Source organism: Vibrio scophthalmi, from assembly GCF_040869025.1.
GTDB lineage: Bacteria > Pseudomonadota > Gammaproteobacteria > Enterobacterales > Vibrionaceae > Vibrio > Vibrio scophthalmi.
Genome location: NZ_CP134271.1, coordinates 1,317,506 through 1,341,192, shown reverse-complemented (window position 1 = coordinate 1,341,192; position 23,687 = coordinate 1,317,506). Strand labels below are relative to the sequence as shown.

The 23,687-nt window shown below is 45.2% G+C and carries 18 protein-coding genes and 5 tRNA genes; 17 read left to right on the top strand and 6 right to left on the bottom strand.

Going from position 1 to position 23,687, the window contains the following annotated elements; translation table 11 throughout:
• The first annotated feature begins 217 nt into the window (after positions 1-217).
• From RJD38_RS06100 to hemN, 4 genes are all read left to right on the top strand, one after another.
• A complete protein-coding gene (locus RJD38_RS06100) occupies positions 218-856 on the top strand; it encodes a class I SAM-dependent methyltransferase (RefSeq protein WP_005595547.1) in 639 nt (212 codons plus the stop codon).
• On the top strand, positions 856-1,416 hold the full coding sequence (yihI, locus tag RJD38_RS06095; protein WP_005595546.1) for a Der GTPase-activating protein YihI: 561 nt from the start codon (positions 856-858) through the stop codon (positions 1,414-1,416). Before RJD38_RS06100 ends, yihI begins: the two co-directional genes overlap by 1 nt.
• 8 nt (positions 1,417-1,424) lie before the next feature.
• Entirely contained in the window at positions 1,425-1,913 is a 489-nt protein-coding gene (locus RJD38_RS06090; RefSeq protein ID WP_065545912.1) for a DUF2489 domain-containing protein, read from the top strand.
• Between the two features lie 188 nt (positions 1,914-2,101).
• Positions 2,102-3,490, top strand: a complete 1,389-nt coding sequence (hemN, locus tag RJD38_RS06085) for an oxygen-independent coproporphyrinogen III oxidase (protein ID WP_065545913.1) — start codon at positions 2,102-2,104, stop codon at positions 3,488-3,490.
• A 52-nt stretch (positions 3,491-3,542) separates the two neighbouring features.
• On the opposite strand, the gene ilvY is transcribed toward hemN, so the two are convergent.
• A complete protein-coding gene (ilvY, locus tag RJD38_RS06080) occupies positions 3,543-4,433 on the bottom strand; it encodes an HTH-type transcriptional activator IlvY (protein ID WP_005595541.1) in 891 nt (296 codons plus the stop codon).
• A 145-nt stretch (positions 4,434-4,578) separates the two neighbouring features.
• Here ilvY and ilvC point away from each other — a divergent pair, with 145 nt between their 5' ends.
• Positions 4,579-6,063, top strand: coding sequence for a ketol-acid reductoisomerase (gene ilvC / locus RJD38_RS06075; protein ID WP_005595540.1), 1,485 nt, complete (start codon positions 4,579-4,581; stop codon positions 6,061-6,063).
• Between the two features lie 232 nt (positions 6,064-6,295).
• Here the strand turns inward: ilvC and RJD38_RS06070 are convergent, their stop codons facing one another.
• The 4 genes from RJD38_RS06070 to RJD38_RS06055 all read right to left on the bottom strand — a co-directional run bounded on the left by RJD38_RS06070 (position 6,296) and on the right by RJD38_RS06055 (position 11,555).
• Complete coding sequence (locus RJD38_RS06070; protein ID WP_005595538.1) at positions 6,296-6,547, bottom strand: ubiquinone biosynthesis accessory factor UbiK; 252 nt, start codon at positions 6,545-6,547, stop codon at positions 6,296-6,298.
• Positions 6,548-6,711: 164 nt separating this feature from the next.
• Positions 6,712-9,837, bottom strand: a complete 3,126-nt coding sequence (locus RJD38_RS06065; protein ID WP_005595537.1) for a multidrug efflux RND transporter permease subunit — start codon at positions 9,835-9,837, stop codon at positions 6,712-6,714.
• Positions 9,838-9,848: 11 nt separating this feature from the next.
• Positions 9,849-10,955, bottom strand: a complete 1,107-nt coding sequence (locus RJD38_RS06060; RefSeq protein WP_065545914.1) for an efflux RND transporter periplasmic adaptor subunit — start codon at positions 10,953-10,955, stop codon at positions 9,849-9,851.
• Positions 10,956-10,973: 18 nt separating this feature from the next.
• On the bottom strand, positions 10,974-11,555 hold the full coding sequence (locus tag RJD38_RS06055) for a TetR/AcrR family transcriptional regulator (protein ID WP_005595535.1): 582 nt from the start codon (positions 11,553-11,555) through the stop codon (positions 10,974-10,976).
• Between the two features lie 213 nt (positions 11,556-11,768).
• Here RJD38_RS06055 and rep point away from each other — a divergent pair, with 213 nt between their 5' ends.
• On the top strand, positions 11,769-13,787 hold the full coding sequence (rep, locus tag RJD38_RS06050; protein WP_065545915.1) for a DNA helicase Rep: 2,019 nt from the start codon (positions 11,769-11,771) through the stop codon (positions 13,785-13,787).
• Positions 13,788-13,915: 128 nt separating this feature from the next.
• Here rep and RJD38_RS06045 read toward each other — a convergent pair whose 3' ends face one another.
• The gene (locus RJD38_RS06045) at positions 13,916-14,329 is read right to left on the bottom strand and encodes a c-type cytochrome (protein WP_005595533.1); all 414 of its coding nucleotides are present in this window, start codon (positions 14,327-14,329) and stop codon (positions 13,916-13,918) included.
• Between the two features lie 289 nt (positions 14,330-14,618).
• Here RJD38_RS06045 and RJD38_RS06040 point away from each other — a divergent pair.
• The 11 genes from RJD38_RS06040 to RJD38_RS05990 all read left to right on the top strand — a co-directional run bounded on the left by RJD38_RS06040 (position 14,619) and on the right by RJD38_RS05990 (position 23,672).
• A tRNA-Arg gene (locus RJD38_RS06040) sits at positions 14,619-14,695 on the top strand.
• Positions 14,696-14,729: 34 nt separating this feature from the next.
• Positions 14,730-14,805: transfer RNA gene (locus RJD38_RS06035), tRNA-His, on the top strand.
• A gap of 55 nt (positions 14,806-14,860) precedes the next feature.
• Positions 14,861-14,937 (top strand) — tRNA-Pro (locus RJD38_RS06030).
• 44 nt (positions 14,938-14,981) lie between these two features.
• Positions 14,982-15,057: transfer RNA gene (locus RJD38_RS06025), tRNA-His, on the top strand.
• 53 nt (positions 15,058-15,110) lie between these two features.
• Positions 15,111-15,187: transfer RNA gene (locus RJD38_RS06020), tRNA-Pro, on the top strand.
• Positions 15,188-15,939: 752 nt separating this feature from the next.
• Entirely contained in the window at positions 15,940-17,682 is a 1,743-nt protein-coding gene (locus RJD38_RS06015; RefSeq protein ID WP_005594520.1) for a dipeptide ABC transporter ATP-binding protein, read from the top strand.
• A 64-nt stretch (positions 17,683-17,746) separates the two neighbouring features.
• The gene (locus tag RJD38_RS06010; protein WP_005594522.1) at positions 17,747-19,300 is read left to right on the top strand and encodes an ABC transporter substrate-binding protein; all 1,554 of its coding nucleotides are present in this window, start codon (positions 17,747-17,749) and stop codon (positions 19,298-19,300) included.
• A gap of 202 nt (positions 19,301-19,502) precedes the next feature.
• Positions 19,503-20,480 carry an ABC transporter permease gene (locus tag RJD38_RS06005; RefSeq protein WP_005594523.1) on the top strand — a complete coding sequence of 326 codons (978 nt, stop codon included), beginning with the start codon at positions 19,503-19,505 and terminating at the stop codon, positions 20,478-20,480.
• A gap of 2 nt (positions 20,481-20,482) precedes the next feature.
• The gene (locus RJD38_RS06000) at positions 20,483-21,439 is read left to right on the top strand and encodes an ABC transporter permease (RefSeq protein WP_065545916.1); all 957 of its coding nucleotides are present in this window, start codon (positions 20,483-20,485) and stop codon (positions 21,437-21,439) included.
• A gap of 200 nt (positions 21,440-21,639) precedes the next feature.
• Positions 21,640-22,005, top strand: coding sequence for a diacylglycerol kinase (locus tag RJD38_RS05995; protein WP_065545917.1), 366 nt, complete (start codon positions 21,640-21,642; stop codon positions 22,003-22,005).
• A 41-nt stretch (positions 22,006-22,046) separates the two neighbouring features.
• Positions 22,047-23,672: a phosphoethanolamine transferase gene (locus tag RJD38_RS05990; RefSeq protein WP_065546004.1), complete on the top strand. Its 1,626-nt coding sequence runs from the start codon at positions 22,047-22,049 to the stop codon at positions 23,670-23,672.
• The last annotated feature ends 15 nt before the right edge of the window (positions 23,673-23,687 follow it).

Here is a 23,687-nt window from a genome sequence, read left to right as displayed (position 1 = left end):
ACACCTTTTGGCATGGAAAGCATTAAGAACAAATGGAATTTTGGAGTACAACTTTTTGTACGACTCAGTTTTGCCCTTGTGGCATTTAGAAAGCGATAGGCCATCTATCGCTTTTTTTATCTCTATTTTTTACCAATTTGACGATAAATTGCACAATAGTACTCCACTCTAAGCCGAGTTTCTGGTATGTTTCGCATCCCCGTTGGAGGATGTAAAGATGCACCATTGTCCGCTTTGTCAAAGCAATCACACTCATCACTACTTTGAAGACAAACACCGCCAGTACCTCGAATGCTCGAACTGTGCACTGGTCTTTGTTAACCCAGAGCAGCGATTGGATGCTAAAGCTGAAAAAGCGCATTATGATCTGCACGAAAATAACCCCAATGATTTGGGTTATCGCCGCTTTTTATCGCGTATGGCTGACCCTATTTGTCAACGCGTGGCACCTCAATCTCACGGGTTAGATTTTGGTTGTGGGCCAGGACCAACACTTTCGATAATGTTGGAAGAGCTGGGCCATACAATGAAGTTATACGATATTTACTATCACCCACAACGTTCGGTGTTAGAGCAACAGTATGACTTCGTGACTGCTACCGAAGTGATTGAGCACTTATATGAGCCGGCTCAAGTGTGGCAGCAATGGTTGAATTTAGTTAAGCCCGGTGGCTGGCTTGGTGTTATGACCAAGATGGTTATCGATGTAGAAGCGTTTGCCCATTGGCACTATAAAAACGATCTCACCCATGTGATCTTTTTTAGCCAAGCAACGTTTGAATACTTGGCAGAGCGGGATAAGCTCGAACTTGAATTTGTAGGAAATGATGTAATTTTACTGAGGAAAGCCCAGTAATGAGTCGTAGTAAAAAATCTAGATCAGGCGGCGCAGCTGCTGATGTTATCGTTGTTCGTAACCGCACCCAATCGGATGTTGAAGGTCGCGAGCGCAAAAGAGATAAAAAGCGTAAAGGCCTAAAAACCGGTACGCGTAACTCTGAAGCAAAACAGAATAAAGATCAGAAAGCAGCACAGCAACGTGATCCTCGCTTAGGCAGCAAGAAGAAAATTCCTCTTATCGTTGCAGAAGTGAAAAAACCAACCAAAGCAGAGCGTCGCGTTAGCGCAGCGCAAGAGCTGGAAATGTTGGAAAATGATGCTCAGTTACTGGTATTGCTTGATCGTATCGAAGATGGTGAAAATCTAGGTTCAGGTCTGCAGAAATACGTAGATGAGAAGCTAAACCGTATCGAAGTACTGATGAAGCAATTGGGTCTTTACGAAGAAGACATCGCTGACGATGTTGAAGAAGAGACGCCTGCGCCAGCAACGAAGAAAACAGCGAAAAAATCAAACTCAGATGACGATCTTCTGTCTGAATTTGAATCGTTCGATTTCGACCAATTTAAAGGATAACAGTCAGTATGAACGTAACCTTATTAGCCTTAGCTGGTGGAATTATCATTCTTGGCTTAGCGTCTTACGCAGGTTACCTTCTGCTCCAACTGAAGAAGCAAAAGGAATTGCAGCTTAAGCATCAAAAGCTAGCGATTGAAAAACGTAACGCGAATATCTTTGAGAACGTCACCACACTTTGTATGGCAGGCATCCAAGGACAATGTGATTTATCAGAAGTCAGCATTCGCGTTTACTGCATTATGGATTATGTTCAAGGCGATGACCGTATTGACTTCGATACGAAGTTTCCGGCTACCGCTGAGCTTTACCATATCGTGAAGGACATGGCGCGCGGTGAAGACCGTCAAGCGCTGCCAAAACAACAGCGTATGCAACAGAATTTGGCCCGTCAAAAAGCAGAATCACGCCTGCAAGATGCGATTGTTGATGAATTTAAACAGCTGCAACAAACCGTACAGCCGCTCAACAATCAAATCAATATTCAAGTGCTTTAAGCCTCATCGGTAGTTTGACTGAACGATCTAGCCTCGATCGCTTACACTTAATAGTGAGTGATCGAGCTAGCAGTTCTGAGTTTTGCTACTCAAAAAACGGTTTGTCTTAGTTTTTCCTTTTTAGGGCTATGGCAAAATAGACCGTTCACATAACCATGACCTTTCAGTCACAAAGTGGAAATATCACCATGTCGCAGCAAGTAGTCGCAAGCCAACAAATTGTGTGGGATCAAACCGTTCTAGATAAGTACAACTACTCTGGGCCGCGTTACACATCCTACCCAACCGCATTAGAGTTTCACGAAGCTTTTACGGTGGCTGATTACGATATGGCCTGTGCGGCATACCCCGATAGACCACTCTCGCTTTATATCCATATCCCGTTTTGTCATAAACTTTGTTACTACTGTGGTTGTAACAAGGTTATTACGCGTCACGCCCATAAAGCGGATGAATACTTGGATGTACTTGAGGCTGAAATTCGCACGCGCGCGAGCTTGCTACAAGGTCGTCGAGTAACACAACTGCACTTCGGTGGCGGAACGCCAACCTTCTTATCAAAAGCGCAAATCAGCCGTGTGATGGCGATTTTACGTGGTGAGTTTGATTTTGAGCCTACCTCAGAAATCAGCATCGAAGTTGATCCGCGCGAAATTGAGCTTGATGTGCTAGACCACTTACGTGGTGAAGGCTTTAACCGCCTCAGTATTGGCGTGCAAGATTTCAATAAAGAAGTACAGAAGTTGGTTAACCGTGAGCAAGATGAAGACTTTATTATTGCCATGGTTCAGCGCGCCAAAGAGCTCGGCTTCCGTTCGACCAACCTTGATTTGATCTACGGCTTACCAAAGCAGACCAAAGATTCTTTTGCTGAAACCTTAAAGCAAGTGTTGGAAATGCAACCGGGTCGTCTATCGGTGTTTAACTACGCGCACATGCCGCAATTGTTCGCAGCGCAGCGTAAGATTAAAGATGAAGATCTGCCACAAGCATCTGAAAAGATGAATATCTTGCAAGACACCATTGCGACGCTGACTGGTGCTGGCTACCAATTTATTGGTATGGATCACTTTGCTTTACCAGAGGATGAACTGGCTGTAGCTCAGCGTGAAGGCATTTTGCATCGTAACTTCCAAGGCTACACTACCCAAGGTGAGTGTGACTTAGTTGGTTTTGGTGTTTCGGCTATTTCAATGATTGGTGATGCATACGCACAAAACCAGAAAGAGCTGAAAAAGTACTATCAACAAGTGAATGAGCAGCGCCACGCATTGTGGAAAGGCGTATCACTGGATAATGACGATTTGATTCGTCGTGAAGTGATTAAGCAGCTGATTTGTAACTTTAAGCTCGATAAAGACTTCATCGAAAAAGAATTTAAACTCGATTTTAACCGCTACTTTGCTCAAGACTTGGGGCTGCTGCAAACCTTCATCAATGATGAACTGGTGGAAGTGGATGAGAGTGAAATTCGCGTCACATTACGTGGTCGTTTGTTGATTCGTAACATCTGTATGTGTTTCGATAAATACTTACGTGACCGTGCTCGCCAGCAGCAATTTTCTCGTGTGATTTAAGCGAAGAGTTAAGCCAATTTTTAAAGCCACGCTATTGCGTGGCTTTGTTGTTTTAAGGGGTAATGAATTTCTCTTGCGCGACTTTCCATAACGCTTTGATGAGCGGATTGTCTAGTTGCGAACGTTTGCAGCACACACCCAGCTCAAAAGGGGCAATCGAAGCCACTTTTAAGCGTTCGATCTTATCTCTTACTGGACTGTTATTGATCACCACATCTGGTGCAATACCCACACCACACCCTAATGCCACCATACTGACAATCGCTTCATGACCGGACACCTGAGCGTAGATGTTGGGTTTAATCTTCATTGCTTTGAACCATGTATTGGCGCGCTCACGAGCGGTACCCGCCTCAGGAACAATAAAGGGGATCTCACTCCAGTTGGGTTTTTCTTGCTGCAGTTCTTGGGCAAAGTGACTTACCCCAGATGGTGCAATCACGGACAATGGAATTTCACTGATGATTTCAAATTCTACTCGGGAAGGTAGCTGGCTCGGCATCGCAGAAATTGCAATGTCTGCGTCATCATTGAGCACCTTGTCGATCGCTTGCGCAGGGTCACCGGTCGAGAGTTTAAATTCAATAAAAGGGTGTTGGAGACGAAATTCTGAGAGTAATTCAGGTAGATGACTGTAGCTGGCGGTGACCGAGCAAAACAGACGGATTTCGCCTTTCAGCTCTTGGTTTTGCTCAACAAATTGCACCTGATAGTTCTGCCATTCTGCGAGAATATTGAGCGCTACAGGTAATAATTTTTTGCCGGAAGGGGTTAATTCCACGCTGCGATTATCGCGTAAAAACAGCGCTTGGCCAGATTCTGCTTCCAGCTTTTGAATTTGGCGACTGAGCGCAGAAGGGCTAATGTGCATCGCTGAAGCCGTCTTGGCAAAGTTTTTACTTTCACATAAGTGAATGAAAAGCTGCAGACTCTTAATGTTCATTTTAGTTACGTCCATGTTGCATAAATTGCAATTACTAATTGTGAATATATCACTTTAAGCAATTTAATGTCTGCTTTAGTATCAGGTTATTCGGTAAGAAAAATTGCCGACCAAACGGACATTATTATTAAAGGAGAGCCCTACAATGGCTAACTATTTCAATACCCTAAACTTGCGTGAGCAACTAGACCAACTAGGTCGTTGTCGTTTTATGGACCGTTCAGAGTTTGCAACAGAAGCAGATTTTCTGAAGGGTAAAAAAGTAGTCATTGTTGGTTGTGGCGCACAAGGTCTTAACCAAGGTCTTAACATGCGTGACTCAGGCCTAGATGTGGCATATGCACTTCGCCAAGCCGCGATTGATGAGCAGCGTCAGTCATACAAAAATGCCAAAGAGAACGGCTTTGAAGTGGCAAGCTACGAAACGCTAATCCCTCAAGCAGACCTAGTGGTGAACCTGACCCCAGATAAGCAACACACCAATGTTGTTGAAACCGTAATGCCATTGATGAAACAAGGTGCTGCACTGGGTTACTCACACGGCTTCAACATCGTTGAAGAAGGTATGCAAATCCGTGACGATCTAACAGTTGTGATGGTTGCGCCTAAGTGTCCAGGTACGGAAGTTCGTGAAGAATACAAACGCGGTTTTGGTGTACCAACGCTTATCGCTGTTCACCCTGAGAACGATCCAAAAGGTGAAGGTTGGGATATCGCTAAAGCATGGGCTGCGGCAACTGGTGGCCATCGTGCAGGTTGTCTAGAGTCTTCATTCGTTGCAGAAGTGAAGTCAGACCTTATGGGTGAGCAAACGATCCTTTGTGGCATGCTACAAGCGGGTTCAATCGTTTGTTACGAGAAGATGGTTGCGGAAGGTATCGATCCAGCATACGCCGGTAAACTGCTGCAATTTGGTTGGGAAACGGTAACTGAAGCACTGAAATTCGGTGGCATCACACACATGATGGACCGTCTATCAAACCCTGCAAAAATCAAAGCGTTTGAGCTTTCAGAAGAGCTGAAAGATCTGATGCGTCCGCTATACAACAAGCACATGGATGACATCATTGAAGGTGAGTTCTCTCGCACCATGATGGCTGACTGGGCAAACGATGATGTGAACCTACTAGGTTGGCGTGCAGAGACCGGTGAAACGGCGTTTGAAAACTACCCAGAATCAAACATCCAAATCTCAGAGCAAGAGTACTTCGATAACGGCATCCTAATGGTAGCGATGGTACGTGCTGGGGTTGAGCTAGCATTTGAAGCGATGACAGCATCAGGCATCATCGATGAGTCAGCGTACTACGAATCACTACACGAACTGCCGTTAATCGCCAACACTGTTGCGCGTAAGCGTCTATACGAAATGAACGTGGTTATCTCCGACACAGCAGAATATGGTAACTACCTGTTTGCTAACGTTGCAACGCCGTTACTGCGCGAGAAATTCATGCCATCAGTGGGTATTGATGTCATCGGTAAAGGCCTAGGTGAAGAATCAAACCAAGTTGATAACCAGCAACTGATTGAAGTGAATGATGCGATTCGCAACCACCCAGTAGAATACATTGGTGAAGAGCTTCGTGGTTACATGACGGATATGAAGCACATCGCGGTAGGCGGCTAATTTATTGTGCTAGGGGATAACTCTGATGCGCTGATTTAGTTTCGTAAACGGCGCGTCTTCTCTTTAGGAACTGGAGCCTTATCCCTGCGTTCTTGATTTGAATCGAAGGCGCAAAAATAAAGATAAAAACAGCATCAACAAAAAAGGCTTGTTCCGTATGGACCAAGCCTTTTTAATTTCTCGCTTCTCGCTTCTCGCTTCTCGCTTCTCGCTTCTCGCTTCTCGCTTCTCGCTATTTATCCGCTAGCTTTGCTTCTAGATCAGACAGTTTCTTTTCCATTTCAGTTAGCTTTTGGCGAGTACGTAGTAGCACTTGAGTTTGCACGTCGAACTCTTCGCGGCTAACGACGTCGAGTTTGTTAAGTTGGCCTTGGATTACTTGACGTACTTTTTGGTCAACATCTGAGCCAAGGTCTTTTACTGGCTGAGGCATTGAATCATGAATTTGTTTCGCGATTTGCTCTAATTTCTTTGGGTCAAACATGGTGTGAACACTCCTGTATCTTTGGATTCATTCTATGTAATTGATACGCGAAAGTCGCCATTTTGATGCTAAAAAATCGACTCTTTACTCATTGGTAGCCTGGTTTCTTTTTGTACTAATGAAAAAAAGGCCACCGAGGTGGCCTTTATAGAGAGGTATAAATCTTAACTTGGTTTATTTGCTCGTTCACGGTGAACAGCTTTCGCTTCATCCACTCGTGCCAGTTTTTCTAAGTCTTTATCTTCAACAAACACAGGTAGTGGTTTGTGTTGCTCTGCTAAGTAACTATAAATCACTGGCAGTACAAACAGCGTGAATAGTGTACCAATCGCCAGACCAGATACGATAACAATACCAATACTAAAGCGCTGTGCAGCACCGGCACCCGATGCATAGAGCAGTGGTATCAGGCCGGCGATCATCGCTGCGGTGGTCATCAGAATTGGGCGAAGACGTACTTTCGCCGCTTCTTTCACCGCGTCAATGCGTGAAAGCTTGTTATGTAACTGCTCTTCTTTGGCCACTTCACAAATCAAGATACCGTGTTTGGTGATCAGGCCCACCAAGGTAATCAAACCAACTTGCGAGTAGATGTTCATCGTCGCCGTCCCCCAAGCCAAGGCTATCAGGGCGCCACAAATGGCCAGTGGTACGGATACCATGATGACCAGTGGGTCACGAATCGATTCGAACTGAATAGCCAAAACAAGGAAGATGATTGCCAATGCCAAGCCAAAGGTGGCGTATAGAGCGCTCCCTTCGGTGACGAACTGGCGTGATTCACCCATATAGTCGTGGTTATAGCCGGTAGGCAAGCTGCTTTGCGCGACATCTTCAAACCACTTCACCGCATCACCCATTGCCACACCCGGCGCAGGGACCGCGCCGACAGTTGCTGAGTTGAGCTGGTTAAAGTGAGGTAGGGCACGAGGTGCGGCTACTACATCAATGTTGATTAAGCTGCCAAGTGGAATCGATTCACCACTGGCTGTTCTGACGTAGTAGTTATCCATTGATTCAGGGTTTAAGCGCCATTTACGCTCTACCTGAGGGATTACTTCGTATGAACGGCCGTTGAGGTCGATACGGTTTACATAACCATCGGCCATCATGGTACTTAAGGTGATACCGATATCTTGCATCGTTACGCCATACGCACCTGCTTTATCTTTATCGATGCTGATTTTCATTGTGGCAGAACCATAGTTCAAATCGAGATCAGAATAGACAAACATTGGGCTCTTCATCACTTGTGTCAGGATATCGCTGGCGATAGTGAACAAGCTCTCAAAGCTATTTGGTGTCGTAATAACGAACTGCAACGGTAGACCTGAACCCGCCCCTGGTAGTTCTGGCATCTGGAATGCCGTTACTGCCATGCCTGGTACATTAGCGACCAAATCGCCGACGCGCTTAGTGATTTCAGCTTGGCTGGCATCACGTTGGCTCCACGGTTTTAGTGTCGCAAGACCAAAGGCTTGGTTGGAGTTTGGTACACCAGTGAAGACCTGAGCGTATTCCACTTCAGGTTGGTCTGACAGAATCTTATTCACGTCATTCATGGTGTTTTGCAAATAGTCTAAGTTGGCATTCGCTGGGCCAGTACCCAGTAACACCACCACGCCTTTATCTTCTGATGGTGCCAGTTCACTTGGGATGAACTTAAACAGGATCGGAAGAGTGGCAAAGACGATTATCGCAAAGGCAATCACAACTGGGCGATGTTTCATTACCGCGTCAATCATGCTTTCGTAGCGATTGGTCATCTTATCGAGGAAGTGATGCACGGTTTGTTCAAACTTGCTTGGCTTGTCGGTGGCTTTCAGCATCTTCGAACACATCATTGGTGATAGTGTTAATGCGATGATACCTGAAACAAAAACCGCACCCGCCAAGGTCAGCGCAAACTCTTTAAATAGCGCACCGGTAATACCACCCATCAAAGCGATTGGCGCATATACCGCACCTAATGTCAGTGTCATTGCGATAACCGGAACGGCGATTTCACGCGTACCAATAATCGCAGCACGGAATGGGGATTCGCCTTCTTTGATATGACGGTCAACGTTTTCCAATACCACGATGGCGTCATCCACCACCAGACCGATAGCCAAAACCATCGCCAACAGTGTCATCAAGTTCCACGAGAAGCCCATGCCTTGCATTACCATCGCCACACCAATCAGTGAGAGTGGAATGGTGACGATAGGGATCACAACCGCTCGGAACGAACCGAGGAAAATGGTGATCACCACCAATACAATCAAAGCGGCTTCCAAAATGGTTTTGATAACTTCATGAATCGACTCGTTGATGGCAATCGTGGAGTCATACATGATGTTCATTTTGATGTTGCTAGGTAAGTTACGCTCTAGTTGAGGCAGTAACGCCATTACATCTGCAGCAATGTTGATTGGGTTCGCGCTTGGCGCGGCATTGATTGCTGCGACCACAGCTTCTTTGCCATTAGCACTGGCGCGGTAAACGTCGTGACTCTTGTCTAAAGTGACCTTAGCAATATCACCTAAGCGAATAACGTTACCTTTACCGGTTTTCACCACGAGTGCTTTGAGCTCTTCAACATTAGAAACCTGAGTGTCAGCACTGCCGTTATACAACACAAACTCACCAGTGGCTTGGCCTGTGGCGGATTGATAGTTGTTGGCACTAAGAACGCCCATAACATCGGTTGCAGTGAGATCAAGCGCGCCCATTTTGTATGGGTCAAGCCAAACACGTAGGGCGTATTTCATACCACCATACATGTCGACTTTGGATACACCATTGACCGTGAACAGCTGTGGGTTAATCACACGCTCAAGGTAATCGGTGATCTGGCTTGAAGAGAGATCATCACTGGTAAAACCGATGTAGAGAACCGCCGTTGTTGAACCGGTCGACATACTTACTGTCGGATCTTCCGCTTCTTTCGGTAGTTGTGACCGCACCGAGTTGGTTTTTGCCAGTATGTCTGCCAATGCCGCGTTGGGATCGGTATTGAGCTTCATTGTCACAGTAATCGTTGATTGACCGAGTACCGATTGTGACGTCATGAAATCAATATTGTCGGCCTGTGCAACGGCTTGCTCCAATGGCTGAGTAATAAAGCCTTGGATTAAGTCTGCACTGGCACCGTAGTAACCGGTGGTCACCGTGACCACGGTATTTGTCATTTCAGGGTATTCTCGAACCTGCATCTTGAAGATTGCTTGAAGACCAAGCAAAGCAATCAAGAAACTGATCGATACCGCTAAAACTGGACGTTTAATAAAAACATCAGTAAAGCGCATGAAGCCTCCGGTTACAGCATTGGTGTTTCTTTTGGTGGAGTAAGGGCCGTGTCTTCAACCACACGCACTTTGGCATGGTTACTCAGACGAACCTGACCAGAGGTGACAACGACATCACCGGGTTTTACGCCTTCAAGAATATGAGCGATATCTGTTGCACGTTCGCCCACTTTCACCACTTGCTGTGTTACGCGTTTCTCTCCGTCTTTTTCAGTAATAATGTAAACATTATCGCCGTATAAGGTGTAGGTAATCGCGGTTTGCGGCAAGGTCACTTGATCAGCAACGAGTGGTAAAATGATATTGGCACGCGCGAACATGCCGCTACGTAATTTACCATCGCTGTTTGGAATGCTTGCTTGCACTTGAATCAAGCCACTTTGTACTGCAACGGCTGGTTCTATGGCCGTAATTGCGCCTTTGAATGGACGTTCAGGGTAAGCATCAACGAAAATGTCGACTTCTTGGCCTAGATTGATACGAGAGATATCGGTTTGCGGAACGGTGAAACGTAAACGCATCACACTGGTGTCTTCTAAACGGACAATGTCAGTACCGGTTTGCAGATATTGACCAAGATAAACGTTACGGATACCCACTTCACCGGCGAAAGGTGCACGGATTTCACGACGATCGATAGAGGCTTTTAAACTTTCGACATCAGCAACAAGAGAGAAGTAATTTGCACCAGCTTCATCGAGTGCTTCTTTAGAGATGGAGCCTTTCTTGAAGAGGCCCTGGTAACGCTTGTATTTGGCTTTTGCCGCAGGAACTTTGGCTTGAGCACTTTTGAGATTGGCTTGCTCGACTGCAGAATCTAGCTCAACCAGAAGTTGGTCTTGCTCGACTTGGGTTCCTGAATCAAAGCTAATGTTATCAATAATACCGCTGGTTTCATTGGCGAGGGTAACGCCCTGATTGGGTTCGATGAAGCCGATCGCCTCGATCACTGGTACCCAATCTACCGATTTAACCGTAATGGCGGTGACGGGGAATTCCGCCTCGGGTCGGTTCGCCATGTATTCGGCAATTTTATGCTGCTTGAACAGATTGAAACCTATCACACTACCGAACAGTAGTATCGCAATAAGTAACATGAAGAAAGTCCACTTTTTCATTCTAATTGGAACTCCAAGTTAATGAGTAATTATTGCATCCCAACTGGCTTCGATGACGGCGTCTAATTCGTCATCTTTCAGTTTATAGAATCCCAGCGCGTGTTTTCTCGCAAGGGTGACACTTGATTCAAAGCTCAAAACAAATAGCACTTGATTATCCAATTGCTTAAATATCTTTTGTTTCTTGCCTTCAATAAACAAACGCTCTACTTGGTCAAACATTTTGCGCTCAAGTTCCCTAACCTGTTGATCGTCGGTCGCGGGAAGAGATTCATATTGGACTCGGCTACTTAGTGCATCCATCTCACAGGATGCCAGGTTCCAAATGTTTAGCCACATAGTATGGAAGGCCGTTTTTAAGGGCATATCGTCCGTTACGCCGCTTTGAACGGCTGTGGCTATACGTTTGGCTACATGAAGTCGAACTTCATTGAGTAATTGTTCTTTGTCAGAAAAATATCGATAAATGGTACCCGCGGCGACTCCTGCTGCCGTGGCGACTTTTTGCATCGACAGGCCATGAAAGCCTGAGTCTGCAATTAGCTTTTCCGCTGCAGCTAAAATTTGTGCGTGTTTATCTAAAGAGATCTTTCTTGACATTTTTCCTATCACTAATGAATGAACGTTCATTCATTATTAGGCCAAAATCGGCCAGTGTTTGCAATATAGTATGGCCCTAAATCTGTAAAAATCTTGTCAATCCAATGATTTTTCTTCGTTTTGAGTGAAATTATTTGGCCTACCATTAATCATGGTAATAACAAGGTTGCACTATTATTATAAGCGGCAATATTTTTTCGAGATGAGACCCTCATGAAGCTGAACCCCGGACAAGATCAAGCGGTAAAGTATGTGTCAGGCCCATGTCTTGTGTTGGCAGGCGCAGGCTCAGGCAAAACTCGTGTTATCACGAACAAAATCGCTTATTTGGTTCAGCAGTGTGGTTACAAGGCGCGTAACATTGCTGCGGTAACCTTTACCAATAAAGCCGCGCGTGAAATGAAAGAGCGCGTTGGGCAAACATTAGGTAAGCAAGAAGCAAAAGGCTTGATGGTTTCCACCTTCCATACCTTAGGTCTTAACATCATCAAGCGTGAACACAAGCACCTGGGCTTAAAAGCGGGCTTTTCGCTGTTTGATGATCAAGACCAGTTGGCACTACTCAAAGAGCTGACCGAAACCCAATTGGATGGCGATAAAGATCTGCTGCGCCAATTGCTCAGCGCGATATCCAACTGGAAGAACGACATGCTCACGCCAGAGCAAGCTAAAGCCTACGCTCAAGGCGAGCAACAGCAGTTGTTTGCTTTTTGTTTTGAGATGTACCAGAAACAGATGCGAGCCTACAACGCGCTCGATTTTGATGATTTGATCGCATTGCCGGTATTGTTACTGCGGACCAACGAAGAAGCTCGAACGCGTTGGCAGAATCGCATTCGTTACCTGCTGGTGGATGAATATCAAGATACCAACACCAGCCAGTATGAATTAGTACGTTTGTTAGTCGGCCAGCGCGAGCGTTTGACGGTGGTGGGCGATGATGACCAATCAATTTACTCATGGCGTGGGGCAAAACCGCAAAACTTAGTGTTGTTGGGGCAAGATTACCCGAACTTAAAACTGATCAAGTTGGAGCAAAACTATCGTTCGACCAACCGAATTCTGCGTTGTGCCAACATTTTGATCGCCAATAACCCGCACGTATACGAGAAATCGTTGTTCTCTGAGCTGCCTGATGGCGAAAAACTCAAAGTGCTACTGGCGAAAAATGAAGATCATGAAGCGGAACGTGTGACCGGTGAGATCATTGCGCATAAGTTTCTTAATCGTACCAACTACCGCGACTATGCGATTTTGTACCGTGGCAATCACCAATCTCGTCTGATTGAAAAGTCACTGATGCAAAACCGGGTGCCATACAAATTGTCTGGCGGCACGTCGTTTTTTGCACGCGCAGAAATCAAGGACATCATGGCTTACCTAAAAGTATTGGTAAACCCAGATGATGACAATGCATTCCTACGTATTGTCAACACGCCTAAGCGTGAGATTGGCCCGGTCACTCTAGAGAAGCTTGGCAGTTACGCTAACATGCGTGGTAAAAGCCTATTTGAGGCCAGCTTTGAAATGGGCCTCGAGCAGCATCTTACTGGACGAGGTTTAGAGAATTTACAGCGCTTTACGACCTGGCTGGTGAAGATCGCCGATCAAGCTGAGCGTGGCGATACAGTTGAAGCGGTACGATCATTGGTGCGTGATATCCATTATGAAGATTGGTTGTATGAGACATCTTCAAGCCCGAAAGCGGCAGAAATGCGGATGAAAAACGTCTCGGATCTCTACTCGTGGATTGTGGCTGATTTAGAAGGTGATAATTACGACCAAGAAGCGAAATCCTTAAAAGAGGTGGTTCAACGTCTAACGCTGCGCGATATGATGGAGCGTAATGAAGAAGATGAAGACAGTGATGCAGTGCAATTGATGACGCTACACGCTTCGAAAGGTTTGGAGTTCCCTTACGTCTATCTGCTCGGTTCGGAAGAGGGCATCTTGCCACACCAAACCAGTATTGATGAAGATAACGTCGAAGAAGAGCGTCGCTTGATGTACGTGGGGATCACTCGTGCACAGAAAGAGCTGACCTTTACCATGTGCCGTGAACGTCGCCAATATGGTGAGTTACTGAAACCAACGCAAAGCCGCTTCTTAGATGAATTGCCATTTGATGATGTGGAGTGGGAACAGACGAAGAAGCCGGTCACCCAAGAAGAGCGTATGGCGAAAGGGCAGGCGCACATTGCCAATTTAAGATCGATGTTTAATAAAAAGTAACGAAGTTAAATTGATTCGCCTAAACCTGGGTTAAAGGTAGCGACTGCAAATCAGTACGATTAAAAACACAAAAGGCTTGGTTTCGACCAAGCCTTTTTCACGTGCATCATTTAATCCAGTAGCCGTTTTTATAGGCCATCAGTCATGTGTTTGATGGCTGCGATGATTTCTTCATCAGAACAATCCATACATGCCCCTTTGGCTGGCATCGCATTGAAGCCATTAATAGCGTGGTCATTTAGCACCGCTTCGCCTTGAGCAATGCGAGGAGCCCAATCTGCAGCATCACCAATCTTAGGTGCGCCACTGACGCCTGTGGCATGACAAGCAATACAGAAGGTGCCATAAACACTCGCGCCATCACGAGGACCGGTTGGTTCCGCGACCACAGGTTCACTGCCCGCTAAATAAACATTACCAACAGGTTTGATCCTTTCTGCTATCGCATCGTATTCTTCTTGGTTCACACTTGCTGCAAAGGCGGCGCCAGAAAAGGCGACGGCAGCGATTAAGGTGGTTAAGATTTTTCGAGACATATCCATTAAACTCACTGTACATTCCTGAGGGTAAGTTCAAGCTTACCTTTTATTAGTGTGTAAATTGACGAACAGCAAGCAAGGCTGTTAAATCAATGTAAACATTAGGTGATTATATCCCGATAAGTTGTTGCAATAAACAATAACTTCCCAGCGACAGGGGGTACATCACACGCAGGATTGGTTTTTAATTAGTCTATGTTGCTGAAAAAGGCGTCAAACGGTAAAAAAAGTTGAAAAAGTACTAGACGCAATAGTGTGATATCCGTATTATTCCTCTCCGCCGATAGGGCATGCGCCCGTAGCTCAGCTGGATAGAGCGTTGGCCTCCGGAGCCAAAGGTCGAAGGTTCGAATCCTTTCGGGCGCACCATGTGCCTCGGAAGTATTATCGGTAAAAAACAGTGGTGGCTATAGCTCAGTTGGTAGAGTCCCGGATTGTGATTCCGGTTGTCGCGAGTTCAAGCCTCGTTAGCCACCCCATTATTCAGGTAGCATTTGCTCCCTTTCTTGATGAAAATCGAGAAGAAACTTAAGTCGGTGAATAGCGCAGCTTGGTAGCGCATCTGGTTTGGGACCAGAGGGTCGGGGGTTCGAATCCCTCTTCACCGACCACTATTTAGTTTATTGCTTAGATGGCATTAAACACACAAATTGTGGTGGCTATAGCTCAGTTGGTAGAGTCCCGGATTGTGATTCCGGTTGTCGCGAGTTCAAGCCTCGTTAGCCACCCCATTATATAGGTAGCTTTGCTTCCTTTCTTGATGAAAGTTAAGATAAAACCTTGTCGGTGAATAGCGCAGCTTGGTAGCGCATCTGGTTTGGGACCAGAGGGTCGGGGGTTCGAATCCCTCTTCACCGACCACTATACGAAGCCCTAGTCGAAAGACTAGGGCTTTTTTGCATCTGTGCTTTAGCTAATTCTTTCTTCATATTGTTTACGTAGCCGCTAGTTATACAAATCGTCATGGTCAGTAATGACTAATCGCTTACCCTTTTCTTTATTCTCCTCATCGATGCCTTTATCTGCTCTTTACTGGGTTTTTATAACATTACTGTCTCAGCTGATCCGCTCTTAGCTTTATTTCACTCGTCATATTACTCACCTTCATGCTTTAAGCCATGCGGCAAAATAGATGGTTTTCATCTGATTCTTTTTGGGTGGTAAAAATAGAATTAAAGCTTGAGTCGTGCTTGTTGTGTGAAGTTAATCACTGGTTGTGTGGTTTCTGGTTGGTTCTAAATATTACTCATTCATCTTAATGGCAGTGTTATGTGTTTTTTTTGTTAATGACGCTTAATTCACTAAATTGATTGATTATGCGCAGAGATTTAACAGTAATTTAGATAATAATCACTAGGTAGCCAGTAATAGCAGTAAATGTTGGCGCTTGCTTATCAGTTTTTCTTATCAATAATTGTATTTTTATGCATTGTTGTGTTTATTAGTTGCTTAAAATATGCGCAAAACTAAATTTTTCCACTGTAAATGTTGCTTTTGTGTGAATTATTTGCCAAATTGAACAGCTAATATTGGACAGAACGATATTCTGGTAAATGAATGGATTCAGTTTTTCAGACAGGGCAGAAAGCTGTCAAAGCAGTAGAGGTCTGGTAATGTCACTTTTAGAAGTAAGAAACCTGCGTATCGAATACCCATCGCGTCATGGTGTTCATGCAGCGGTTAAATCACTGTCGTTTAATATCGAACGTGGTGAGATCGTTGGCGTAGTCGGTGAGTCGGGGGCCGGTAAATCAACCGTAGGCAATGCAGTTATCGATCTACTTAGCCCTCCGGGCACGATCGCAGACGGTGAAGTGTTCTTAGAAGGCGAAAAAATATCGGGATTAACTCCGCAGCAAATGCGTCGAGTTCGTGGTTCAAAAATCGGTTTCATCTTCCAAGATCCGATGACATCACTTAACCCGTTATTTACCGTTGAACAGCAAATCAAAGAAACGATTCATGCCAACATGAAGGTTTCGGATGAGGAAGCGTATCAGCGCGCACTTAATTTAATGAACCAAGTGGGTATTCCACAACCAGAAAACCGTCTTAAACAGTATCCACACCAATTTTCTGGTGGCATGCGTCAGCGTGTTGTCATTGCGATCGCCCTTGCTGGCGAACCTGACCTTATCATTGCTGATGAGCCAACCACCGCATTGGATGTTTCTATCCAAGATCAAATTCTGACGCTTATTCGTGATTTATGCATCAAGAACAATGTCGGTTGTATGTTGGTTACTCACGACATGGGCGTGGTCTCTAATGTGACCGATCGTGTCGCGGTCATGTATCGAGGCGATCTAGTTGAATTTGGTCCAACCGCGAAAGTCTTAGGCGATCCCGATCACTCCTATACTCGCAGTTTGATTTCTGCCGTACCACGTTCAGACATGAAACTAGAGCGTTTTCCTCTGGTGAGCTATATCGAACAAGCTTCCGAGCTAAAGCCACTGGATATTAAAAATCACTGGTTAGGTCAAAGCCAAGATCAGCGTGACTATAGCGGTGCTCTGCTGGAAGTGGAAAACGTCAATCTTCGCTTTATTACTAAAGACTCTCTATTTGAAAGTCGTCGTGAATATGTACAAGCTTCGAATAACGTCAGCTTCGAAGTAAAAGAGGGTGAGACGTTCGGTTTGGTTGGGGAATCTGGTTCTGGTAAGTCGACCATTGCTCGTGTGATCGCCGGTCTTTATGCACCTAATTCAGGACGCGTTACGTTTGAAGGTATTGACCTGACTTCACTGCGTTCAGAGAAAGAACGTCGTCCGATCCGTCGTCAAATGCAGATGGTTTTCCAAAATCCATATACTTCGATGAATCCGCGCATGAAAGTGTTCGATATTATCGCTGAGCCAATCCGTTTTCATAAACTCACGCGCAATGAAACAGAAACGCGACAGATCGTTAACGATCTTTTGGATCACGTTGGTTTGGGCGTTATGGCTGGGGTGAAGTACCCACATGAGTTTTCTGGTGGTCAGCGCCAGCGTATTTCTATTGCTCGTGCATTGGCAACACGTCCACGCTTGCTGATTTGTGATGAGCCGACCTCAGCATTGGATGTATCAGTACAGGCGCAAATTCTTAACCTGCTGAAAGATTTACAAAGTGAGCTCAACCTCACCATGCTGTTTATCAGTCACGACTTGCCCGTCATTCGTCAAATGTGCGATCGAGTGGGTGTAATGCAAATGGGGACGCTATTGGAGGTGGCTCCAACTGAGCAATTGTTCACTCAGCCTCAGCATGCTTACAGCAAACAATTGATTTCATTAATGCCGGAATTTACTGGCTTAAGAGAAGAAGTAGAAGCGGCACAAGCCGTGGATAGCAAAGTCACCGCTTAGCTATCAAATCAAATAGATGCAAACACAACAACTAGGGATTGGATCCCGCATAAGGAGTTATGCAATGAAAACCATGAAAAGCAAATTAGCAGTGGCGCTAATGGCTGCTGGTCTAAGCTTTAATGCAATGGCGGCAGATATCAAAGTTGGCTACGCAGCTGACCCTGTTTCGTTAGACCCGCATGAGCAGTTATCTGGCGGTACGCTGCAAATGTCACACATGGTATTTGATCCACTTGTTCGCTTTACTCAAGAGATGGATTTTGAACCGCGCCTTGCGCAAAGCTGGGAGCGTATTGATGATAAAACCATGCGCTTCAAACTGCGTGAAGGGGTGAAGTTCCACTCAGGCAATGCTTTGACCGCTGATGATGTGGTTTGGACGTTTGACCGTCTACAAAGCTCGCCAGATTTTAAAGCTATCTTCGACCCATATGAAAAGATTGTGAAAGTGGATGATTACACTTTTGACCTTGTCACCAAAGGTCCATACCCACTGGTTCTACAAACCGCGACTTACATCTTCCCAATGGACAGTAAGTTTTACTCAGGTAACACCGCCGATGGCAAAGATAAATCTGAGGTAGTGAAGCACGGTAACTCATTTGCCTCAACCAATGTTTCAGGTACTGGTCCGTTCATCGTGACTGAACGTGAACAAGGCGTAAAAGTAGAATTTGAACGCTTTAATGATTACTGGGATACCGCTTCTAAAGGTAACGTTGATAAGCTGACCTTGGTGCCAATTAAAGAAGATGCAACGCGTGTCGCAGCACTACTGTCTGGTGGTGTGGATATGATTCACCCAGTAGCGCCAAATGATCACAAACGCGTTAAATCAGCGGAAGGCATCGATCTGGTCACACTACCAGGTACTCGTATCATCACTTTCCAAATGAACCAAAACAGCAATGAAGCGTTGAAAGACGTTCGCGTACGTCAAGCAATCGTGCATGCGATCAACAATGAAGGCATCGTGAAGAAAATCATGAAAGGCTTCGCGACTGCTGCAGGTCAACAAAGTCCGGCAGGTTACGTAGGCCATGATGAAGCACTAGTGCCACGTTACGATCTGAAAAAAGCGAAGCAGTTGATGAAAGAAGCGGGTTATGAGGATGGTTTTGCGCTGAGCATGATCGCGCCAAATAACCGTTATGTGAACGATGCGAAAGTTGCACAAGCGGCGGCTGCGATGCTATCGAAGATTGGCATCAAGGTGGATCTGAAAACCATGCCTAAAGCGCAGTACTGGCCTGAGTTTGATCTCTGTGCAGCCGATATGCTGATGATTGGCTGGCACTCAGATACCGAAGATTCGGCTAACTTGAGTGAATTCCTAACCATGACGCGCAATGCGGAAACAGGTAAAGGCCAATACAACTGTGGTTACTACTCAAACCCAGAAATGGATGCGGTCGTAGAAGCGGCTAACGTAGAAACCGATCCGGCTAAGCGTGCAGCGATGCTGAAAGGCGTAGAAGCGACGCTATACAACGATGCAGCGTTTGTTCCACTGCATTGGCAAAGTGAAGCGTGGGGCGCGAAATCTAACGTGAAAGCGGCAGACATCGTCAACCCAATGGTTATGCCTTACTTTGGCGACTTAGTGGTTGAATAATCACATCCTGTAGTCATAAGGAGGGTGCAATGCCCTCCTTAATAAGCCCAATCTAGATAAGCGTTACTGACGCAGATTAGGTAGACACACGCTCAATTTTGTTTCAGTCGGGTTGAGTGGTTTTTAAGGCTGAATATCTACTTTGGTTGTCAGGTAGAAAGACACCTCAATCAGAGCACTATGGATAGTTAAGGGGCAAGGAATGTTTTCGTTTCTGGTCAAGCGCCTGTATCAGGCACTGATAGTGATGTTTGTGATCAGTTTAGTGGCGTTTGCCATTCAGGATAATCTGGGTGACCCGCTGCGTGAGCTTGTAGGTCAGTCGGTTTCGGAAGCGGAGCGCCAAGCGCTGCGTGATGAATTAGGCTTAAACGATCCCTTTATCACAAAATATACTCGCTTTGTCAGCAACGCGCTGCAAGGTGACTTAGGTACATCTTACTTCTTCAAGCGACCAGCAGTGGATGTGATTTTAGATAAGCTGGTGGCGACGTTAGAATTGGTGTTTGGGGCTACGCTGATCATCGTTTTGTTATCAATACCGCTTGGCGTCTATTCGGCGATTCATCCTAAGAGTATGTTCACCAAATTTATCATGGCAATGAGTAGCGTCGGCATCTCGATTCCAGTGTTCTTAACCGCAATTATGCTGATGTATGTCTTCTCAATTGAGCTTGGGTGGTTGCCATCGTATGGGCGAGGGGAAACCGCGAATGTCTTGGGCTGGGAGTCGGGCTTTTTCACTATAGATGGTCTTAAACACCTGATCTTACCGTGTATCGCGTTAGCTTCAATTATGTTGCCACTGTTTATTCGTTTAGTTCGTTCTGAAATGTTGGAAGTGCTTAGCTCTGAATACATTAAATTTGCCAAAGCTAAAGGGCTGAACCTCAATAAAATCTATTACCAACATGCACTGAAAAATACCATGCTACCGGTTCTTACCGTCGGTGGTGTACAAATTGGTACCATGGTGGCTTATACCATTTTGACGGAAACCGTTTTCCAATGGCCGGGTACGGGCTTTTTGTTCCTAGAGGCAATTAACCGTGTTGATACGCCGTTAATTACCGCCTATGTCATCTTTGTTGGTTTGATTTTCGTGGTTACGAATACCATTGTTGACTTGCTCTACGGCATCATCAACCCAACGGTTAACTTAACCGGAAAAGGAGCTTAGTCATGAGTCATAGTAGTATTTCAACGGCTCCTTCATCTGCACCGTCGGCGTGGCAACGTTTTAAACAGTCGGATTTCTTGTATTACTTCAAGCGCGATAAAGTCGCGATGGCGAGTTTTACCGTCTTTATGATGTTCTTGGTACTGGCACTGGCAGCGCCTGTCTTGGCGCCAACTGACCCTTATGATCTTACCTCGATTGATATCATGGATTCGGAGCTACCACCATCCTGGATGGAAGGTGGTGAAGAGCACTTTGTTTTGGGTACTGATGAGCAAGGTCGTGATATTTTATCAACCATTTTGTACGGTTCTCGTTTATCCCTGACTATCGGCTTTCTCGCTGTCGGCTTACAGCTCTTCCTCGGTATCATTATTGGTCTATCGGCGGGCTACTTTGGTGGCCGTGTCGATAGCTTCTTGATGCGTTTTGCTGATGTGCAGCTATCATTCTCGACCATGATGGTGGCTATTATCGTCTCGGCGATTTTCAAAGCCAGCTTCGGCAGTGATTTTTACAATCAATATGCTGTGATCATGCTAGTGGTGATTATTGGTGTGGCAGAGTGGCCGCAGTATGCGCGTACCATTCGAGCGTCGGTATTAGCAGAGAAGAAAAAAGAGTATGTGGAAGCGGCGCGTGTGATGGGCTTTAAAGCGCCTCGCATCATGTTCCGTCATATTCTGCCTAACTGTTTGTCTCCGATTTTGGTGATTTCGACGGTACAGGTAGCAAACGCTATCATGTCGGAAGCGGCGCTTTCCTTCCTAGGATTAGGCTTACCGGTAGACCAACCATCATTGGGTGCATTGATCAGTATTGGCTTTAACTACATCTTCTCAGGTGCTTGGTGGATTACCGCCTTCCCGGGCATTGTGTTAGTGACCTTAGTGTTAGTGATTAATTTGCTGGGTGACTGGTTACGAGATGTGTTTAATCCCAAAATCTATAAAGGCTAATGCCCTTTAAATTAGTTTGTTGATACTAAGCCGCGCTCTGTCGCGGCTTTTTTTCGCCTATGCTTATTTCTGAAAACTTTGTTTGTGTTAACTAACTTCGAACTTTAGTTGAAATTAGTGTCTGATATGTCACTTAGTAAAGGTATATCGCTGCCTTTGTATTTGTTATCAAAGAATAAACACAATAATAAGGAATGAGAGTGAAGCCAGGTAAAACAGGGTTTAGTCGTATTGTGCATGCCACTGGGTATTCGATTCAGGGGTTAAAAGCCGCTTGGCGCAATGAAGCTGCATTTCGCCAAGAGTGTGCTCTATTAGCTATTGCTATCTTTATTACTGTTTTTTTGCCAGTCGGAACAGTTGAAAAGGTATTGTTGGTGGGCAGTGTCGCCATCGTAGTGATTGTTGAGTTACTTAATTCTGCTATTGAAGCGGTGGTGGATAGAGTGGGGGCTGAATGGCATGAGTTGAGCGGTCGAGCAAAAGATATTGGTTCGGCAGCGGTATTTATTGCGCTGATATTAGCCGCGTTTACTTGGCTATCGATTGTGGGGGATTTACTGTGAAAAAAATACCATTTCACTTTATCGATCTGTTTCGTACCAAGATGAGCTATGCGAGCTTAACCGTCGTGCTAGCACTGTATTTTGCAGTGGTACTCAACTTACCCATCTATAAGGAACTGCATCATATTTTTGCTCAGATGGAGAGTGTAAAGCTGGGCTTTATATGTACTATCCCTCTGTTTTTCTGGGCGGCATTGACGCTGATCTTTAGTCTGTTTAGCTGGCCTTATATAAGCAAACCTTTCTTTATCATTTTGTTGATTTGTTCAGCCTTAGTGAGCTATGCCGGTTTTAACTACGGGACGATTTTCGATGCGGATATGATCACCAATATCATGCAAACCGATAGCAGCGAAGCAAGCTCTTATCTGAGCTTATATTCGCTAGCATGGTTCGTGCTGTTAGGTATTGTTCCGGCGTTTTTTGTCGCTATGGTTTCTTTTCAACCAGAGTCATTACTAAAGCTGTTTGCTAAAAAGCTGCTTTCAATGGTAGCGACTGTGGTGGTCATCGTGGCCATTGCCAGCGTCTATTATCAAGATTACGCCTCGGTTGGTCGCAACAACAGTTATCTGAAGAAAGAGATTGTTCCGACGCAATTTGTTTATAGTACTTTTAAATATTTTAAACATACTTACTTCACTACGCCTATCGCGTATAAAGAGTTGGGGTTGGATGCGCGTCAATCAGAGCAAGCTCTAAAAATGACTCAAGCTAAGCCGACGTTGGTCGTATTAGTTGTCGGAGAAACAGCGCGTTCGCAAAACTATCAACTTAACGGTTATCCACGAAAAACCAATCCATTTACTTCTAAGCTAGATGTTGTTTCGTTCCAAGACGTACGCTCGTGTGGTACCGCAACCGCTGTCTCGCTGCCGTGTATGTTCTCTAATTTGACTCATGACAATTACGATCATGACATTGCTAACAATCAAGATAATGTGATTGATATTCTTAGTCGAGCCGGCATTGCAATGATGTGGGAAGACGATGATGGTGGTGATAAAAGTGTCGCCAAACACATTAAGAAAGAGATGATGAATCATGATCGTAAAGATGCCCTTTGTGATGGCAATACATGCTACGACATGGTGCTGTTAGAGGATTTTGACAAAAACATTCGCCAGCTTTCTGGCAATCGTATGATTGCATTACATCTTATTGGTAGCCATGGACCTACTTATTACAAGCGTTACCCAAAAGAGATGGCGATCTTCCAACCGGATTGCCCTAGAGCCGACATTGAAAATTGCACCAATGAGCAGATCGTTAACAGCTATGACAACAGTATTCGATACACCGATTATGTTCTCAGCCAAATCATCGAACGTTTAAAGGGTTTGGAATCTCAGTATAACACTGCGCTTATTTACCTATCGGATCATGGCGAGTCTCTAGGGGAGGATGGGCTTTATTTGCATGGCGCACCTTACGCGCTAGCACCTGATTACCAAACAACGGTACCGCTGATTGTATGGATGTCTCCGGGCTTTAAGCAATTAAAAACCGTTAACTACGATTGTTTGAAACAGGAAGCGAAACAAACCGAACATTATTCTCACGATAATTTGTTCCATTCACTGCTCGGTATTATGGATGTTGAAACGCAGGTTTATCAGCCTGAATTGGACTTATTTGCCCAATGTCGCCAGCCTCATCAGCAGTGAAAGCCTGAAAGGTGA

Coding starts and splice junctions, on each gene's coding strand:
- yihI (WP_005595546.1), top strand. CDS start 856: ATGAGTCGTAGTAAAAAATCTAGATCAGGCGGCGCAGCTGCTGATGTT.
- ilvY (WP_005595541.1), bottom strand. CDS start 4,433: ATGAACATTAAGAGTCTGCAGCTTTTCATTCACTTATGTGAAAGTAAA.
- RJD38_RS06100 (WP_005595547.1), top strand. CDS start 218: ATGCACCATTGTCCGCTTTGTCAAAGCAATCACACTCATCACTACTTT.
- RJD38_RS06060 (WP_065545914.1), bottom strand. CDS start 10,955: ATGAAAAAGTGGACTTTCTTCATGTTACTTATTGCGATACTACTGTTC.
- RJD38_RS06070 (WP_005595538.1), bottom strand. CDS start 6,547: ATGTTTGACCCAAAGAAATTAGAGCAAATCGCGAAACAAATTCATGAT.
- RJD38_RS06090 (WP_065545912.1), top strand. CDS start 1,425: ATGAACGTAACCTTATTAGCCTTAGCTGGTGGAATTATCATTCTTGGC.
- RJD38_RS06045 (WP_005595533.1), bottom strand. CDS start 14,329: ATGGATATGTCTCGAAAAATCTTAACCACCTTAATCGCTGCCGTCGCC.
- RJD38_RS06015 (WP_005594520.1), top strand. CDS start 15,940: ATGTCACTTTTAGAAGTAAGAAACCTGCGTATCGAATACCCATCGCGT.
- RJD38_RS05990 (WP_065546004.1), top strand. CDS start 22,047: ATGAGCTATGCGAGCTTAACCGTCGTGCTAGCACTGTATTTTGCAGTG.
- RJD38_RS06010 (WP_005594522.1), top strand. CDS start 17,747: ATGAAAACCATGAAAAGCAAATTAGCAGTGGCGCTAATGGCTGCTGGT.
- RJD38_RS06005 (WP_005594523.1), top strand. CDS start 19,503: ATGTTTTCGTTTCTGGTCAAGCGCCTGTATCAGGCACTGATAGTGATG.
- hemN (WP_065545913.1), top strand. CDS start 2,102: ATGTCGCAGCAAGTAGTCGCAAGCCAACAAATTGTGTGGGATCAAACC.
- rep (WP_065545915.1), top strand. CDS start 11,769: ATGAAGCTGAACCCCGGACAAGATCAAGCGGTAAAGTATGTGTCAGGC.
- RJD38_RS06055 (WP_005595535.1), bottom strand. CDS start 11,555: ATGTCAAGAAAGATCTCTTTAGATAAACACGCACAAATTTTAGCTGCA.
- RJD38_RS06065 (WP_005595537.1), bottom strand. CDS start 9,837: ATGCGCTTTACTGATGTTTTTATTAAACGTCCAGTTTTAGCGGTATCG.
- ilvC (WP_005595540.1), top strand. CDS start 4,579: ATGGCTAACTATTTCAATACCCTAAACTTGCGTGAGCAACTAGACCAA.
- RJD38_RS06000 (WP_065545916.1), top strand. CDS start 20,483: ATGAGTCATAGTAGTATTTCAACGGCTCCTTCATCTGCACCGTCGGCG.